The 14792-nt window shown below is 62.3% G+C and carries 12 protein-coding genes; 7 read left to right on the top strand and 5 right to left on the bottom strand.

The window, feature by feature from the left end:
- Positions 1-38 precede the first annotated feature (38 nt).
- Both DQW91_RS00815 and DQW91_RS00820 read right to left on the bottom strand, forming a co-directional pair.
- On the bottom strand, positions 39-827 hold the full coding sequence (locus DQW91_RS00815) for an MOSC domain-containing protein (protein WP_112661694.1): 789 nt from the start codon (positions 825-827) through the stop codon (positions 39-41).
- A 77-nt stretch (positions 828-904) separates the two neighbouring features.
- Positions 905-1156 carry a hypothetical protein gene (locus DQW91_RS00820; RefSeq protein WP_157961290.1) on the bottom strand — a complete coding sequence of 84 codons (252 nt, stop codon included), beginning with the start codon at positions 1154-1156 and terminating at the stop codon, positions 905-907.
- Positions 1157-1344: 188 nt separating this feature from the next.
- On the opposite strand from DQW91_RS00820, the gene clpB reads away from it, so the two are divergent.
- From clpB to DQW91_RS16800, 4 genes are all read left to right on the top strand, one after another.
- Positions 1345-3969 carry an ATP-dependent chaperone ClpB gene (gene clpB, locus DQW91_RS00825; protein ID WP_112662381.1) on the top strand — a complete coding sequence of 875 codons (2625 nt, stop codon included), beginning with the start codon at positions 1345-1347 and terminating at the stop codon, positions 3967-3969.
- A gap of 265 nt (positions 3970-4234) precedes the next feature.
- Positions 4235-5110 carry an alpha/beta fold hydrolase gene (locus DQW91_RS00830; protein ID WP_112661696.1) on the top strand — a complete coding sequence of 292 codons (876 nt, stop codon included), beginning with the start codon at positions 4235-4237 and terminating at the stop codon, positions 5108-5110.
- Positions 5111-5264: 154 nt separating this feature from the next.
- A complete protein-coding gene (locus tag DQW91_RS00835; protein ID WP_112661697.1) occupies positions 5265-6356 on the top strand; it encodes a TRAP transporter substrate-binding protein in 1092 nt (363 codons plus the stop codon).
- A gap of 127 nt (positions 6357-6483) precedes the next feature.
- On the top strand, positions 6484-6657 hold the full coding sequence (locus tag DQW91_RS16800; RefSeq protein WP_198411739.1) for a hypothetical protein: 174 nt from the start codon (positions 6484-6486) through the stop codon (positions 6655-6657).
- A 19-nt stretch (positions 6658-6676) separates the two neighbouring features.
- On the opposite strand, the gene DQW91_RS00840 is transcribed toward DQW91_RS16800, so the two are convergent.
- Positions 6677-7540: a DMT family transporter gene (locus DQW91_RS00840; protein ID WP_112661698.1), complete on the bottom strand. Its 864-nt coding sequence runs from the start codon at positions 7538-7540 to the stop codon at positions 6677-6679.
- A gap of 290 nt (positions 7541-7830) precedes the next feature.
- Here DQW91_RS00840 and DQW91_RS00845 point away from each other — a divergent pair, with 290 nt between their 5' ends.
- A complete protein-coding gene (locus DQW91_RS00845; RefSeq protein WP_112661699.1) occupies positions 7831-9639 on the top strand; it encodes a calcium-binding protein in 1809 nt (602 codons plus the stop codon).
- Between the two features lie 175 nt (positions 9640-9814).
- Positions 9815-10705, top strand: coding sequence for a YihY/virulence factor BrkB family protein (locus DQW91_RS00850; protein WP_112661700.1), 891 nt, complete (start codon positions 9815-9817; stop codon positions 10703-10705).
- Between the two features lie 62 nt (positions 10706-10767).
- Here DQW91_RS00850 and DQW91_RS00855 read toward each other — a convergent pair whose 3' ends face one another.
- Together DQW91_RS00855 and DQW91_RS00860 are read right to left on the bottom strand one after the other, a co-directional pair.
- Complete coding sequence (locus DQW91_RS00855; RefSeq protein WP_112661701.1) at positions 10768-12714, bottom strand: bifunctional 2',3'-cyclic-nucleotide 2'-phosphodiesterase/3'-nucleotidase; 1947 nt, start codon at positions 12712-12714, stop codon at positions 10768-10770.
- Positions 12715-13068: 354 nt separating this feature from the next.
- The gene (locus tag DQW91_RS00860) at positions 13069-14214 is read right to left on the bottom strand and encodes a trans-sulfuration enzyme family protein (RefSeq protein ID WP_112661702.1); all 1146 of its coding nucleotides are present in this window, start codon (positions 14212-14214) and stop codon (positions 13069-13071) included.
- A 73-nt stretch (positions 14215-14287) separates the two neighbouring features.
- On the opposite strand from DQW91_RS00860, the gene DQW91_RS00865 reads away from it, so the two are divergent.
- Positions 14288-14791 carry a TspO/MBR family protein gene (locus DQW91_RS00865; protein WP_112661703.1) on the top strand — a complete coding sequence of 168 codons (504 nt, stop codon included), beginning with the start codon at positions 14288-14290 and terminating at the stop codon, positions 14789-14791.
- The last annotated feature ends 1 nt before the right edge of the window (position 14792 follow it).

The raw sequence follows: 14792 nt of genomic DNA on the forward strand, positions 1-14792 counted from the left end.
GGAGGGCCTTTGCCCTCCTTTTTTATTGGCTCGGGAGTTTATTGGCCCAAAGGCAGGCTCTCCTGCTCCGCCGTGAAGGTGGCCCCCTCTTCCAGCTCGCCGCCGTCGAGGATTTCGGCATAGATGCCGCAATCGAAATGGCCATAGGCCTGCATCAGGCTTTTTGGAATGGCGAGATCGCGGAGGCCGGTCGCCGGGTCCACATTGGTGGCGGCGCAACGCTCGATTCGCTTTGTCACCCGCAGCCGAACACCGGAGGGTGCTGTCAGGACCTGCCCGACGAGGTCGAACTCCGCCCAAGGCTCGAGCCCCTCCACATGGAGATTGCCGCGAAAGCGCAAGGGATCGACCGGCGCATTAACCACCTTCTCCAGCGCCCGCACGCTCGCCAGATTGATGAGCGAGACGAACCCTCGCCGCGAATCGGTGAAGCGGAACCCGTCGGGGCTCGCCAGCACCTTGGGCGAACCACGCAACTCGTCGTGCATGAAGCGCCCGAAAAATGCCTCGATGGCGGCCCGCCCCTCGCTCGTCGTCAGATCACCCCGCGCGACCTCCCGCCCGCCTTCTTCAATGACGAGGGTCGCCGTCTCATCGAGATAGCGTGTCCTCAGCCGGGCGAGGCTCTCGTTGCGCATGAGCATCAGGAACTTGATCTTGGGCTGATGCTCCGGCTTTGCCGGATCGAAGCCCGAAGGGCCGTTTTCGATGGCATAGAGCCGGTCGCCCGGAAAGTAAGCCCCGCGCGTCAGCGTTGTCCGCGAAAGGCGCTCGGGGGACAGGCCCTTGATCGGGTAGCGATAGAGGGAAGCGATGCGAATGCTCATGGCCTATCGATAGAAAGAGCCGTGGCCATGCGCAAGGCGTGTCGGTTCGGTTACGCTTCAACCTGAATGTTGGGCCATCATTTACGGCCCCAAAAGGCCGAAAGCAGATGAGAAAGCGTGCTCCGCGATTTGCGTCCGCCTGCCTCGACGCCCTTCTGCTCCTCGCGCCGCCGCGCCTTTCCCGTCGTGTCGCCAAACGTTTCGCGCGTCACGGAAGGACCACGCTCGAGAGAGCTCTCGGGCACAGCGCTGCCGATGGCATCGTTGCGGGCAAGATCGGCGCGAGCCTTCTCGGCCTGCGAGCGCGGATCGTAGGGCTTGCCTGTCATGGAACCGGCCTCCTGCATGGTCCTTGGGGTTCAATGCCCGCAAAATCGCACTGTTCCCTCCCCCTCCCCTTGTTGCGGCGCGGATATCACACCAACTTAAGCCTAGCGGATGCCTCTTCGAGGGTCCGACATCGCAGGGCTTGGCCGGGCCTCACAAGAGGACGGATGGGCCTGAGAAGGGGTGAATGATGAATTTCGAGAAATATACCGAGCGCGCCCGTGGCTTCGTTCAGGCGGCGCAAAACCTCGCCATGCGGGAAGGCCACCCGCAATTCGCGCCGGGCCACGTCCTGAAAGTTTTGCTCGATGATCCGGAAGGCCTCTGCGCCGGGCTGATCGACCGCGCCGGCGGCCGCTCCCGCGAGGCTCATGCCGCCGTCGAGCAGTGGCTTGCCAAGCAGCCGAAGGTCTCCGGCTCCGCCGCCCAGCCGCAGGCGACGCGCGATCTCATGCGCTTTTTCGACACCGCCGAGAAGACGGCGGAAAAGGCGGGCGATTCCTTCGTCACCGTCGAGCGCATGCTGCTTGGCCTTGCCGTTGAGAAAGATACCGATGCTGGCAAGATTCTCGCCCAGGCCGGCGTGACGCCGCAAAGCCTCAACGCCGCCATCAACACTCTTCGCAAGGGCCGCACCGCCGACAACGCGACGGCCGAGAACGCTTATGACGCGCTGAAGAAATACGCGCGCGATCTCACGGAAGCCGCCCGCGACGGCAAGCTCGATCCGGTGATCGGCCGCGACGAGGAAATCCGCCGCACGATTCAGGTTCTCTCCCGCCGCACGAAGAACAACCCTGTTCTCATCGGCGAGCCCGGCGTCGGCAAGACCGCCGTGGTGGAAGGCTTGGCTCTTCGCATCGTCAACGGCGACGTGCCCGAGAGCCTGAAGGACAAGCAGTTGCTCGCCCTCGACATGGGCGCGCTGATCGCCGGCGCGAAATATCGCGGCGAGTTCGAGGAACGCCTGAAGGCCGTTCTGAACGAAGTGACGTCGGCGGAAGGCGGCATCATTCTGTTCATCGACGAGATGCACACGCTTGTCGGCGCAGGTAAGGCCGATGGCGCAATGGATGCGTCGAACCTCCTGAAGCCTGCTCTGGCGCGCGGCGAATTGCACTGCGTCGGCGCGACGACGCTCGATGAATACCGCAAGCATGTGGAGAAGGACGCGGCGCTCGCCCGTCGTTTCCAGCCGATCTTCGTGGACGAACCGTCTGTCGAGGACACGGTGTCGATCCTGCGCGGCATCAAGGAGAAGTACGAGCAGCATCACGGCGTGCGCATCACCGACAGCGCGCTTGTTGCGGCGGCGACCTTGTCGAACCGCTACATCACCGATCGCTTCCTGCCCGACAAGGCCATCGACCTCGTTGACGAGGCAGCCTCGCGCCTGCGCATGCAAGTGGATTCGAAGCCGGAAGAACTCGACAACCTCGACCGTGAGATCATCCGCCTGAAGATCGAGGCGGAAGCGCTCAAGAAAGAAACCGACAGCGCCTCGCAGGACCGCCTGCAGCGGCTTGAGAAGGAGCTTGCCGATCTCGAAGAGCGTTCCGCCGCCATCACCACGCGCTGGAAGGCGGAGAAGGACAAGCTCGGTCACGCGGCGAAGCTGAAGAAATCGCTGGACGACGCGCGCAACGAACTCGCTGCCGCGCAGCGCCAGGGTCAGTATCAGCGCGCGGGCGAACTCGCCTACGGCGTCATTCCGCAGATCGAGAAGGAGCTTGCGGACACCGAAGCCAACGCCAATGGCGGCGGCATGATGGAAGAGGCGGTGACGCCGAACCATGTGGCGCAGGTCGTCTCCCGCTGGACCGGCGTTCCCGTCGACAAGATGCTCGAGGGCGAGCGCGAGAAGCTGCTTCAGATGGAGCAGGAACTGGCGAAGCGCGTCATCGGCCAGCGCGAGGCGGTGGAATCCGTCGCGACCGCCGTGCGCCGCGCCCGCGCGGGCCTGCAGGATCCGAACCGGCCCATCGGCTCGTTCATGTTCCTCGGCCCCACCGGCGTTGGCAAGACGGAGCTGACGAAGGCGCTCGCGTCCTTCCTCTTCGACGATGAGACCGCGCTCGTGCGCATCGACATGTCTGAATACATGGAGAAGCACTCGGTCGCCCGCCTCATCGGCGCGCCTCCCGGCTATGTCGGTTATGAGGAAGGCGGCGCGTTGACGGAAGCGGTGCGGCGCAGGCCCTATCAGGTCGTGCTGTTCGACGAGATCGAGAAGGCGCATCCGGACGTGTTCAACGTCCTTTTGCAAGTGCTCGACGACGGACGCCTCACGGACGGACAGGGCCGCACGGTGGATTTCCGCAACACGCTGATCATCATGACGTCGAACCTCGGCGCGGAATATCTCGTGGCGCAGAAGGAAGGCGAGGACACGGATGCTGTGCGCGGCGAGGTGATGGCGGTGGTGCGTTCGCACTTCCGTCCGGAATTCCTCAACCGCGTGGATGAGATCATCCTCTTCCACCGCCTGAAGCGCAGCGAGATGGGCGCCATCGTCGACATCCAGATCAAGCGTCTGCAGAAGCTCCTGGACGACCGCAAGATCGCCCTGGAACTCTCGCCGGAAGCCCGCGACTGGCTCGCCGACAAAGGTTACGACCCCGCCTACGGCGCGCGCCCGTTGAAGCGCGTGATCCAGAAGAACGTGCAGGACCCGCTGGCCGAGCTCATCCTCGGCGGCGAGATCCACGATGGCGAAACCGTGCCGGTGACGCTCGGCGCCGATGGCTTGATGATCGGCGAGTTCACCGCGAACCGGAAGGCGGAACGCGCGCCGGAGGGCGTGCGGTTGAACTGAGCGACACCGCAGCAATGAACATGACAGTGGCCGGGTTTACGCCCGGCCATTTTGTTTGGCGGGCTATTTCCAATTCCGGCCGCCTTCCGCTAAAGGACCTTTTGCCTGATTTCGAACAGAGAGGACATTCCCGTGAAGCTCATCCGTTAGCGACGCTCCCGCGAAAGAGAATCGAGACGCGGCCCGCATGAAGCGGGCATCACGCCGATCTTTTGCGCGCCGAAGCTCTACTTCGGCCAAAGCTAACGCATGTCAGGACAACAGAATGTCTCATTGTGAAAAGACGCCGCTCGCCATCGTGCGCGGCACGATCCGCTCCGGGTTTTTCGATCTCGGTTATTCCATCGAAGGCGAAGGTCAGCCGGTGCTTGTCATCGGCAGCGCGGTCTATTACCCGCGCGTTTTCTCCGAAAATCTCCGCCGCTCGCTCAAGCTCGTCTTCGCGGACCATCGCGGTTTCGCGCAAGGTTCGGGCGAAGAGAACCCGGATTATTCGCTGCAACGCGTCCTCGCCGATATCGACCTCGTCCGCGAAAAGCTCGGCTTCGATAAGGTCGTGATCCTCGGCCATTCGGGCCACGGTTACATGGCGCTGGAATATGCCAAGGCTTACCCGCAACACGTCTCTCATGTGGTGATGGTCGCGACCGGCCCGAGCCACAGCGCCGCGCACATGGCGGCGCTGGAGCGCCATTGGCAGGAAGCCGCCTGCCCCGAGCGCAAAGAGCGTCTCGATGCCGACATGGCGACATTGGGCGAGGCCATCGCCGCCGCGCCCGACAAGCGCTTCATCGCCTTCTGCCTGAAGATGGGCGCGCGGAGTTGGTTCGATCACAGCTTCGATGCAAGCGCTCTCTGGGCGGACGTGCATGTGAACATGCCGATGTTCGACACCATGTGGGGCGAGGTGTTTCGCGACATCGACATCGCGAAAGGTCTCGACAAGCTCGACGTGCCGGTTTTCCTCTCGCTAGGGCGGTTCGACTATCTCGTCGCTCCCTACCAGACCTGGGAGGCCTATCGTCCGCATTTCCGCGACCTGACCGTGCGGGTGTTCGACAAGAGCAGCCACACGCCGCAATTCGAGGAGAGTGCGTTGTTCCACGCCGAATTGCTCGGGTGGCTGACTTCTCGCCAATAGCGAAACCGAGACCGGGAAAGGCCGCCGTTGGCGGCCTTTTTCATGCGATGCCGGCCTAACGCATACCCCACCCTACCTTCGGTCAGATGACCCGGGAGGCTTTTGGTCTTATTCCTTCACCCCAGCCATAACAAACATCGAGGAAACACCCATCATGGACAGAAGAACGATACTCAAGGGCGGCGCGGGGCTTGCCGCTGCCACTGGCGTGGCCTCCCCCGCCATCGCGCAATCGCAGCCGGAGATCCGCTGGCGCATGCCGTCGAGCTATCCGAAGAGCCTCGACACGCTCTATGGCGCGGGCGTGCAGATCGCCAAGCGCGTGGCGGAAGCCACCGACAACAAGTTCCAGATCCAGGTTTTCGCGGCGGGTGAAATCGTCAACGGTCTGCAAGTGATGGATGCGGTGCAGAACGGCACCGTGGAATGCGGCTACACCCTGTCGAGCTACTATATCGGCAAGGACCCGACCTTCATGTTCGAGACCTCCGTGCCGTGGGGCATGAACGTGCGCCACCACAATGCGTGGATGAATTTCGGCGGCGGCCTCGATCTCGTGCGCGAGTTCCTCAAGGACTACAACATCCAGACCTTCCAGGCGGGTCAGACCGGCGCACAGATGGGTGGCTGGTTCCGCAAGGAGATCAACTCCGTCGAGGATCTGAAGGGGCTGAAGTTCCGCATCGCGGGCATGGGCGGGCAGATCATGTCGAAACTCGGCGTTGTGCCGCAGGTGCTCGCGGGCGGTGACATCTATCCGGCGCTGGAGCGTGGCACTCTCGATGCGGTGGAATTCTCCGGGCCTTATGATGATGAGAAGCTCGGCTTCGTGAAGGTCGCCAAGTACTATTACTACCCAGGCTTCTGGGAAGGTTCGGCGCAGCCTTCGCTCTACATCAACCTCGACAAGTGGAATTCGCTGCCGCCCGCCTATCAGGCCATTCTCGAAGCGGCTTGCGCGGAAGCCAACGCCCAATGCGTGATGAAGTACGACGCGCAGAACGCTGAGGCAATTCGCCGTCTCGTGGCGCAGGGTGCCTTGCTTCGCGCCTTCCCGAAGGACGTGATGGAGGCGAGCTACAAGACCGCTTACGCGCACTACAACGAAATTGCGGCGTCCAATCCGAAGTTCAAGAAGATCTACGATTCCTGGAACGCCTTCCGCGAGAAGGAGAGCACCTGGTTCCGCATCGCGGAGCTGCCGTTCGATCTGTTCACCACCACGCAGAACCAGCAAAAGCCCTGACGGGCGATCGATTTTTCGCTTCTCCAGCGGCGGCGCATCACAAACGGTGTGCCGCCTTTTTCATGGCCTAAGGATCAAGGCTTGAGCAGGCGCGTTATCTTTCAAGACAAGACGATGGAGGTTTTGCATGACCGAGAAAGAGAAGGAGAAGCAGGACCGGAACGCCCGCCAGAAGGAAAGCGGCGAGAAGGATCGCAAGTTGCCGGAGAACACCAAGGAAGAGCTGGATCGCCGCCTCGATGAAGCGGAAGAAGAATCGTTTCCTGCAAGCGATCCGGTTTCCGTGAAGATCACGAAATAAGAAAAGCCGCGCTTGCCGTTCAGGCGCGGCTTGCGACGGCGACGCCCAGCGCGGCAAGCCCCATGCCGAGCATCTGCACGAGGCTCAAGGTCTCGCCAAATAGCACATAAGCCATGAGCGCGGAGACCGGCGGCACGAGGTAGAGCAGCGTCGCAACCCCCGTCACCGCGCCGTGGCGGATGAGGAAGAGCAAAAGCCCGATGGCGCCGATGGAGAGGCCGAACACGGCCCAGACCAGCGAGAGCCAGAGCGGCAGCGTGAAGTCCATATGCCCCTGCTCACTGAGCAGCACCATCGGAACGGTGACCGCCGCCGCGCCGATATATTGCACGAGGGCGTTCACCCGCAGATCCGCCGCGGCCGCCGTGCGCTTTTGCCAGATGGTACCGAGCGTGATCGAGAGCATGCCGAGAACGCCGACACCGAGCGCCAGCGGCGGAATGCCCCCGCCGAGCTTCGGGAGCACCACGAGGCCCGCTCCGGCAAAGCCGAGCCCGATGCCGAGCCAGCGACGCGGTGAAACATGCTCGCCGAGCAGAGGCCGCGCGAGAAGGCCTGTCACGAGCGGCTGCAGCCCCGCAACAAGCGCCATGATGCCCGCCGGAAGCCCATGCTTCACGGACCAGAACACCGCGCCGAGATAGAACCCGTGCAACAGGACACCCGCGATGAGCCCGTCCCGCCACTCGCGCCCCGTCCTCGGGAAGGATGCCCGCGCGGCCACGACCACGAGCGCCAGCACGAGACCGGCCAGCACATAGCGGACCAGAAGAAAGGTCAGCGGCTCGGCATAAGGCGCGATAGTCCGCGCGACGATGAAGCCGGTCGCCCAAATCACGACGAAAAGCGGCGGCGCAAGCCGTGCAAGAAACATCTTTTGCATGATGATCCAAAAATGAAGGTCAACTGCGACAGTGGGCTATCTGACGCGATTCAGCCCTGGGCCGCCTCATTGAAGATTACTCGATCCCGATGAGTGTGCCAGAGCACAACACCCGCAAAACTCAAACAATATTCGGTTGACCTCACGTCACGTCAGGCTTTAAGTGATACGTAATAATATATACATAAACTCCGATTCGAACCGGCTTAACCTCAGGCTGCTCGGGCGATTCCGCTCATAGCCCTCGTGGTCCCAAGCCTCATAAGCTTCTCATCATCGGGAGACCTCCAATGGCCACCTATGCCGACAATCTCTTTACGCTCGAGATCAACGATACGGACTTTGCCATCCCGGCAACCCTTCCCGGCGGAGGCGCGACGCCTGCCGACACCAATGTGCTGGGCAATGCCAAGCATAATAAGATCGTCGGCGATCAGACCGCCAACAGGCTGACCGGCGGCGACGGCAGCGATACGCTGGTCGGCGGCCTTGGCGCAGACACCCTCGATGGCTCGGCCAATAGCAGCATCTACGATCTCGATTACGCCTCCTATGAATTTGCGGATACGGGCGTTGCAGTCAGCCTCCTCAATTCCACACTGAACACGGGCGAAGCGGCAGGCGACATCTTCATTTCGATAGAGGGACTTGTCGGCTCAAGCCATCACGACTGGCTGCAGGGGGACAATGGGGGCAACAAGATTTTTGGCGGCGCCGGCAACGATACCATTGAGGGCGGCCTGGGCGCGGACAGCCTCTACGGCGGCGAGGGTATCGATACGCTTTCCTTCGCCAGTGCAACCGGCGGCGTCTCGGCCGATCTCTACAACAATTCCGGCTCAGCGGAAGACAACACGACGGACCGTTATGAAGAATTCGAGAACATCCTCGGATCGCAGTTTCGGGACACTCTATCCGGCGATAACGGAGCCAACCTCATCGATGGTAGCGGTGGCAACGACATTCTCATCGGCCGGGCTGGCAACGACACCCTGATCGGCGGTACCGGCGCGGACGACATGCAGGGCATGGAGGACAACGATACCTATTATGTCGACAACGTAGGCGACTATGTCCGTGAGCGTTGGGGGGCGGGCTTCGACACTGTCATCACCAGCATCAGCTACTCCCTGACTTCCGAGGAGGTCGAAGGCCTGCAGGCTGTTGACGGCACCGCCGCTATCAACCTCACGGCCAACGAATACGCGAATGTCATTGTCGGCAACGACGGCGACAACGTGATCGACGGCAAGAAGGGCGCGGATGTCATGACCGGCAAGGGAGGCAACGACACTTATTATGTCGACGATCCCGGCGATGTCGTCATTGAAGTAGCCGGCGGCGGCTTCGATCATGTTCTGACCAGCGTCAGCCACACCTTGTCCAACGACGTGGAAAATCTGACCGGTATCGGCACGGCTGCCATCACGCTCACCGGGAACAGCGGCAACAACGTCATCGTCGGCAACAGCGGAAACAACATCATCATCGGCGGCGGCGGAGCCGACACCATGATGGGCGGTGGCGGCAACGACATTTATTATGTCGATGACGTCAATGACCGGATCATTGATACCTCGGGCATCAATACTGTCTATACCTACGTCAACTTCAATCCCGGTTCCTTGGCTGGCTTCAACATCATCTCCCTTGGCTCGAACGCTATCGACCTCATCGGCGACAAAGTCGCCAACACGCTCAAGGGCAATGACGGCGCCAACAAGATCTATGGCAAGGCTGGCAATGACATCCTGACCGGCGGCAGGGGCAAGGACACGTTCGTCTTCGACACCGCTTTGAACAAGACCAAGAACGTCGACACGATCACGGACTTTACGGCCAAGGACGACTCGATCTGGCTGGACAACAAGTATTTCACCAAGATCGGGAAGGGCACGCTGGCAAAGCCCGGCAAGCTGAAGAAGGACTTCTTCAAGATCGCCGACAAGGCCCAGGATGCCAACGACTTCATCATCTACGACAAGGCCAAGGGTATCCTTTACTACGACAAGGACGGTAACGGCTCAGCAGCTGCCGTTCAGTTCGCGAAGGTCAAGAAGGGCGCGAAGCTCGATTACAAAGACTTCTTCGTGATCTGATCCCGAAAGCCTCCGCCCCATGAAAAGGCCTCCCTTGCGGAGGCCTTTTTTATGGGTTGCATCGACAGAACATGCAAAACTTGTCGCGATCGTTGCCATACAAGGCTAACATCGCCACGACTTGACTTGTCTCACCCGCTTGCCGCGCCATCTCCAGCACCTGGAGAGATGTTGTTTGACCCGTCTACGCCTCTATTTCGAAATCCTCGGCATCGCCTTCAACCGCTTCCTGGTGCACGATGCCTGGGCGATCGCGAGTCATATCGCTCTTTCGGTCCTGACTTCGCTGTTCCCCTTCCTCATCCTGCTCACCGCTCTTGCGAGTCTTCTCGGCACCGGCCCGCTTGCCGACGAAGCGGCTGATCTCATGCTGGAGGCCTGGCCGCGCGAGGTGGCCGAGCCCCTCGCCCGCGAAGTCCACCGCATTCTCACCGGGCGGCGCAGCGACGTGCTGACTCTCGGCCTCGCGCTTGCGCTCTATTTCTCATCGAGTGGCGTCGAGAGCCTGCGCGTCGGTCTCAACCGCGCCTATGGGGTGCGCGAAACGCGGGCCTGGTGGCTCACGCGCCTCGAATCCATCGCCTTCGTGATCGGCGGCGCGCTCGTCATGCTGGCTCTGGCTTTTCTTGTGGTGCTCGGCCCTCTCATCTGGCGGTTCGCCGTGCGCGCCCTTCCCGCTTTGCGGGCCTTTGGCGATGTTGCCGATCTTCTACGGCTGGGCGTTGCGACGCTGGTCATCGTCATCGGCCTCATCGGCGCGCACAAGCTCGTCCCCGCAGGGCGGCGTTCGTTTCTCTCGATCCTGCCGGGTGTCGGCGTCACGCTCGTCTTGTGGCTTCTCGGCGGCATCGGCTTCGGCTGGTATCTCGAATTTTATCCCGGCTCCTACGCCTCGACCTATGGCGGCCTTGCGACCGCGATGGTGGCGCTGATCTTTCTCTACACGCTCGGCGCGATCTTTCTCTATGGCGGCGAGTTGAACGGCGCGATCTCCATCGTCAAACGCCGCCGCTGGCGCAAGGAAGACGAGACCGTCGTCTTCGACGACAGCCCGAAGGAAAGCTGAGCGACAAACGAAAACGGCCGGGACGATGCCCGGCCGTTCCACGTTCGCAATGCTTAAATCGCTCAGCTCACGATGCGATACTTCACGAAGCCTTCCGGCGCATCGCCCATCTTCTCCACCTTGATGCCCGCCGGTTGGTAAGCGGCGGCGTTCGGGCCGGTGGTGAAGGTTGCGGTGACACCCGCGGGAACGGCGAGCGACCACGAGCCATCCGCCTTCGGCGCGACGGTCTTGCGTTCGATGATGAAGCGCATGATCGCATCGCGCGTCAGGTCAGGCGCTTCGAACACGATGGTCTTGCCATCCGCGCCGGGGAAGTTGCCGCCGCCGCCCGCGCGATAGTTGTTCGTCGCGACGATGAAGACCTGATCGTCCGTCACGGGCTTGCCGTTATAGGTCAGTTCCTTGATGCGGTGAGCATCGGGCGCGATGACCTTGCCGTTATCGTCGTAGCGCGAGGCCTGCGTCGGATCGATCTTGTACTGCACGCCCGCGATGACATCGAAGTTATAAGCGGGGAACTTCGAATTGATGAGATCCTGTTCGCCGCCCTTCGCCGGATCGATCTGATTGAACACGCCTGCCGAACGCTCCAGCCATTCGCGCACCTGCGCGCCGGTCACCTTCACCGCACGCACCGTGTTCGGATAGATGTAGATGTCGGCCATATCCTTGATGGCCAGCGGACCGGGCTTGATCTCGGTGAAGTAGTTCGGGCCACCGCGCCCGCCCGCCTTGAAGGGCGCCGCCGCCGAGAGAAGCGGAAGATCCTTGTAGGGCGTGCTCTTGAGAAGATCGGCCACGTACCAGGCCTGTGCTTCCGCGACGATCTTCACCGACGCATCGTCCGCGACGAGCGAGAAGTAGGAGTGGATCGGAACGGAGGTCTGGCCCACCGGCTCGCGCACATATTTCAGCGTCGCATCGTGATCCGCCTGCGCGGCGGCAAGCACGAGCGCTTCCGATTCCGCCTTCGCCACGACCTTGCGGTCGACGCGATCATAGATCGGGCGCGCCTCGGTCTTGAAGTTCGCGACCTTCCAGGCGTTGCCTTCCTTGACGAGTTCGAGATCGACGATGCCGAGATGGCTGCCCCAGAAGCCGGCCATGACGGCGGGCTTGCCGTGCAGCGTGCCCTTCTGCACGTCGACACCCGGAATGTTGGAGAATTCCTTGCCGCCGGGGAACACGAAATGCTGGTGCCCGGTGAGGATGACATCGATGCCCTCGACCTTGGCGAGGTGGAGAGCGGCGTTTTCTTCACCGCCCTTGCGCTCGCCGCCCGCGATGCCGGAATGGCAGAGCGCGACGACGATGTCGGCACCCGCCTTCTTCAGCTCGGGCACATGCTTGTTGGCGGAATCGACGATATCGACCGTCGTCGCCTTGCCGTCGAGATTGGCCTTGTCCCACTGCACGATCTGCGGCGGTGTGAAGCCGATCACGCCGACCTTGATCTTGTGCTTTGCGCCGCTCTCGTCCGCGAATTCGCGGTCGAGGATGAGCCAGGGCTGGCGCAGGTTCTTGCCGTCGGCCTTGACGACGTTGGCGCAGACCAGCGGAAACTTCGCCGCGCCCATCGCATTCTGCAGGAAGTCGAGGCCGTAGTTGAATTCGTGATTGCCGAGGGTACCGCAATCGTAATTGAGCGTGTTCATGGCGGCGACCATCGGGTGAACGTCACCCGGCTTCATGCCGCGCCGATAGGCGATGAAATCGCCAAGCGGCGAACCCTGGATCAAGTCTCCGTTGTCGAAAAGCAGGTTGTTCTTCGCCTCACCCCGCGCCGCCTTCACGAGGTTCGCGGTGCGCGCAAGGCCCACCGTGTCGTCACCCGCGTCGCGGTAGTAGTCGTAAGGAAAGATGTTCGCGTGGATGTCCGTGGTCTCGAGCACGCGGAGCTTGACGACCGGATCCGCCGCGAAGGCGAATTTCGGCAGCCCCGCGATGGCCGCAGCGGCCGCGCCGGTCTGGAGCGCGCGACGGCGGGTAAGTGAAGTCCCTGACATTTTTTAGTTCCCTGATGAAACAGCGTTCGCCATTGCCGAGGGAACACGACTTTTGTGACGAGATCAATAATAGGCGGCTAAGAAGAAGGGTTTCTCCCCATATCCGCCAGATCGCGCTCCTCGCCTGAGTAGGGGGAGGCGTCTTAGCCCCGACGCCCGCTGGAGACGCCTCGCTCTTCGAGACAGACCTGACGGTCCTCCTCAGGATGAGGCTGCGTGGGCATGGCGGCCCGCTTCATCCCGCGTTTCTGTCCGCTCAACCTCATCCTGAGGAGCGGCGCAGCCGCGTCTCGAAGGAGGGTCCAGAGAACGCGGGAGACACCCCACGTTCTGCCTGGCAATCCGCGTTCCGGATCACGCCCGCAACGCCTCGTCGAGATCCCGGAACAGGTCTTCCGGATCCTCGATTCCTGTGGACAGGCGCAAGAGGTCCGGCGGGCATGGCGTGCCGGGGCCTTCAATGGAGGCGCGGTGCTCGATGAGACTTTCAACGCCGCCGAGGGAGGTCGCCCGCTTCCAGAGTTTGACGTGGGCCGCCGCCCTGATCGCCGCGGCCTCCCCGCCCGTGACCTGGATCGACATCATGTAGCCGAAGCCGTTCTCCATCTGCTTCGCCGCAACGTCGTGGCCCGGATGCTGCGGCAGGCCCGGATAGAGCACCCGCGCCACCTTGGGATGCGCGGCGAAGCGCTCCGCGAGGGCCTGCGCACTCCTCGCTTGTGCTGCGGCGCGAAGATGAAAGGTCCGCAGACCGCGCATGAGCAGATAGGCCTCGAAGGGCCCGAGGATTGCACCTTGCATCTTCCGGACGCCGGTGATCCGCGTCCAGAACTCATCCGCCTTCGCGGCGGCGAGCGCGCCGGCGACCACGTCCGAATGGCCGTTGAGGATCTTGGTCGCGGCGTGCATCACGATATCCGCACCGAGCGTCAGGGGCCGCGTGTGGTAGGGCGATGCGGTGGTGGAATCCACCGCGAGCCGCGCCCCGGCCTCGTGGGTGATTGCGGCGGCGGCGGCGATGTCGGTGATCGTCCAGAGCGGGTTCGAGGGCGTCTCGATCCACACGAGTTTCGTGCGGCCGGGAACGACGGCCTTCCGCAAGGCATCGAGATCGTCGGTTTCGGCGAAATCGACCTTAAGCCCCCAGCGCGTGGCTTCCGTCATCAGCCAGTTGCGGAGCGCCCAATACATCACTTTCGAGACAACGACATGGTCGCCGGGATCGAGCGCCTGAAACACCGCCGTCGCGGCGGCCATGCCGGAGGAAAAGAGCAGCGCCCCGGCCTCGGCCTCCTCCAACATCGCGAGCACGCCCTCCGCCTCGCGGATCGTCGCGTTGTCGGGGCGGCCATAGACGTAACCCGACGAATAGGCATTATCCTCGTCACGAATGTAGGTGGTCGCCACATGGATCGGCGGCACCAGCGCCTTCGTGATCGGGTCCACATGCCCCAACGCCTGCGCCGCCAGAGAGCGTTTCGACCAGCTTGGTTGGGACATCGGGAACCTCCAGGGATGGGGCGGGTTTTCGGATAAGCGGGAAGCTCGTCCATTAAAGGGGATTTGCGCTACAATGCCTACAGGCCATTCACTTGCCGACACGCCCACACCGCTGTTGCAGCGGTTCATTCTGGCCGTTCTGCCGGTCGTGATCGTGGCGTTCCTCGGAAATCTGGCGACGATCCCGAACATCCCGACATGGTATGCGAGCCTTGCAAAGCCGCCATTCACCCCACCGAACTGGGTGTTCGGCCCGGCATGGACGATTCTTTATGCACTGATGGCCTTCTCGCTCTGGCGCATTCTCTCGCTGCCGCGCTCGGAGCCCGGCCGCGCAGGGGCAATTGCGACCTTCTTCGTGCAGCTTGCTCTCAACGCCCTGTGGTCCTGGGCGTTCTTTGCCGGCCACAGCCCGCTTGCGGGGCTGATCGTGATCGTGGCGCTGATCGCGGCGATCGTCATCACGATCTACCGCTTCAAGCCGCTCGATCCGCTCGCGGCGCTTTTTCTGGTGCCTTATCTCGCCTGGGTCATCTTCGCGAGCGCGCTCAACCTCGCCATCTGGGAGCTCAATTGAG

The organism is Microvirga flavescens (assembly GCF_003290125.1).
GTDB classification, from domain to species: domain Bacteria; phylum Pseudomonadota; class Alphaproteobacteria; order Rhizobiales; family Beijerinckiaceae; genus Microvirga; species Microvirga flavescens.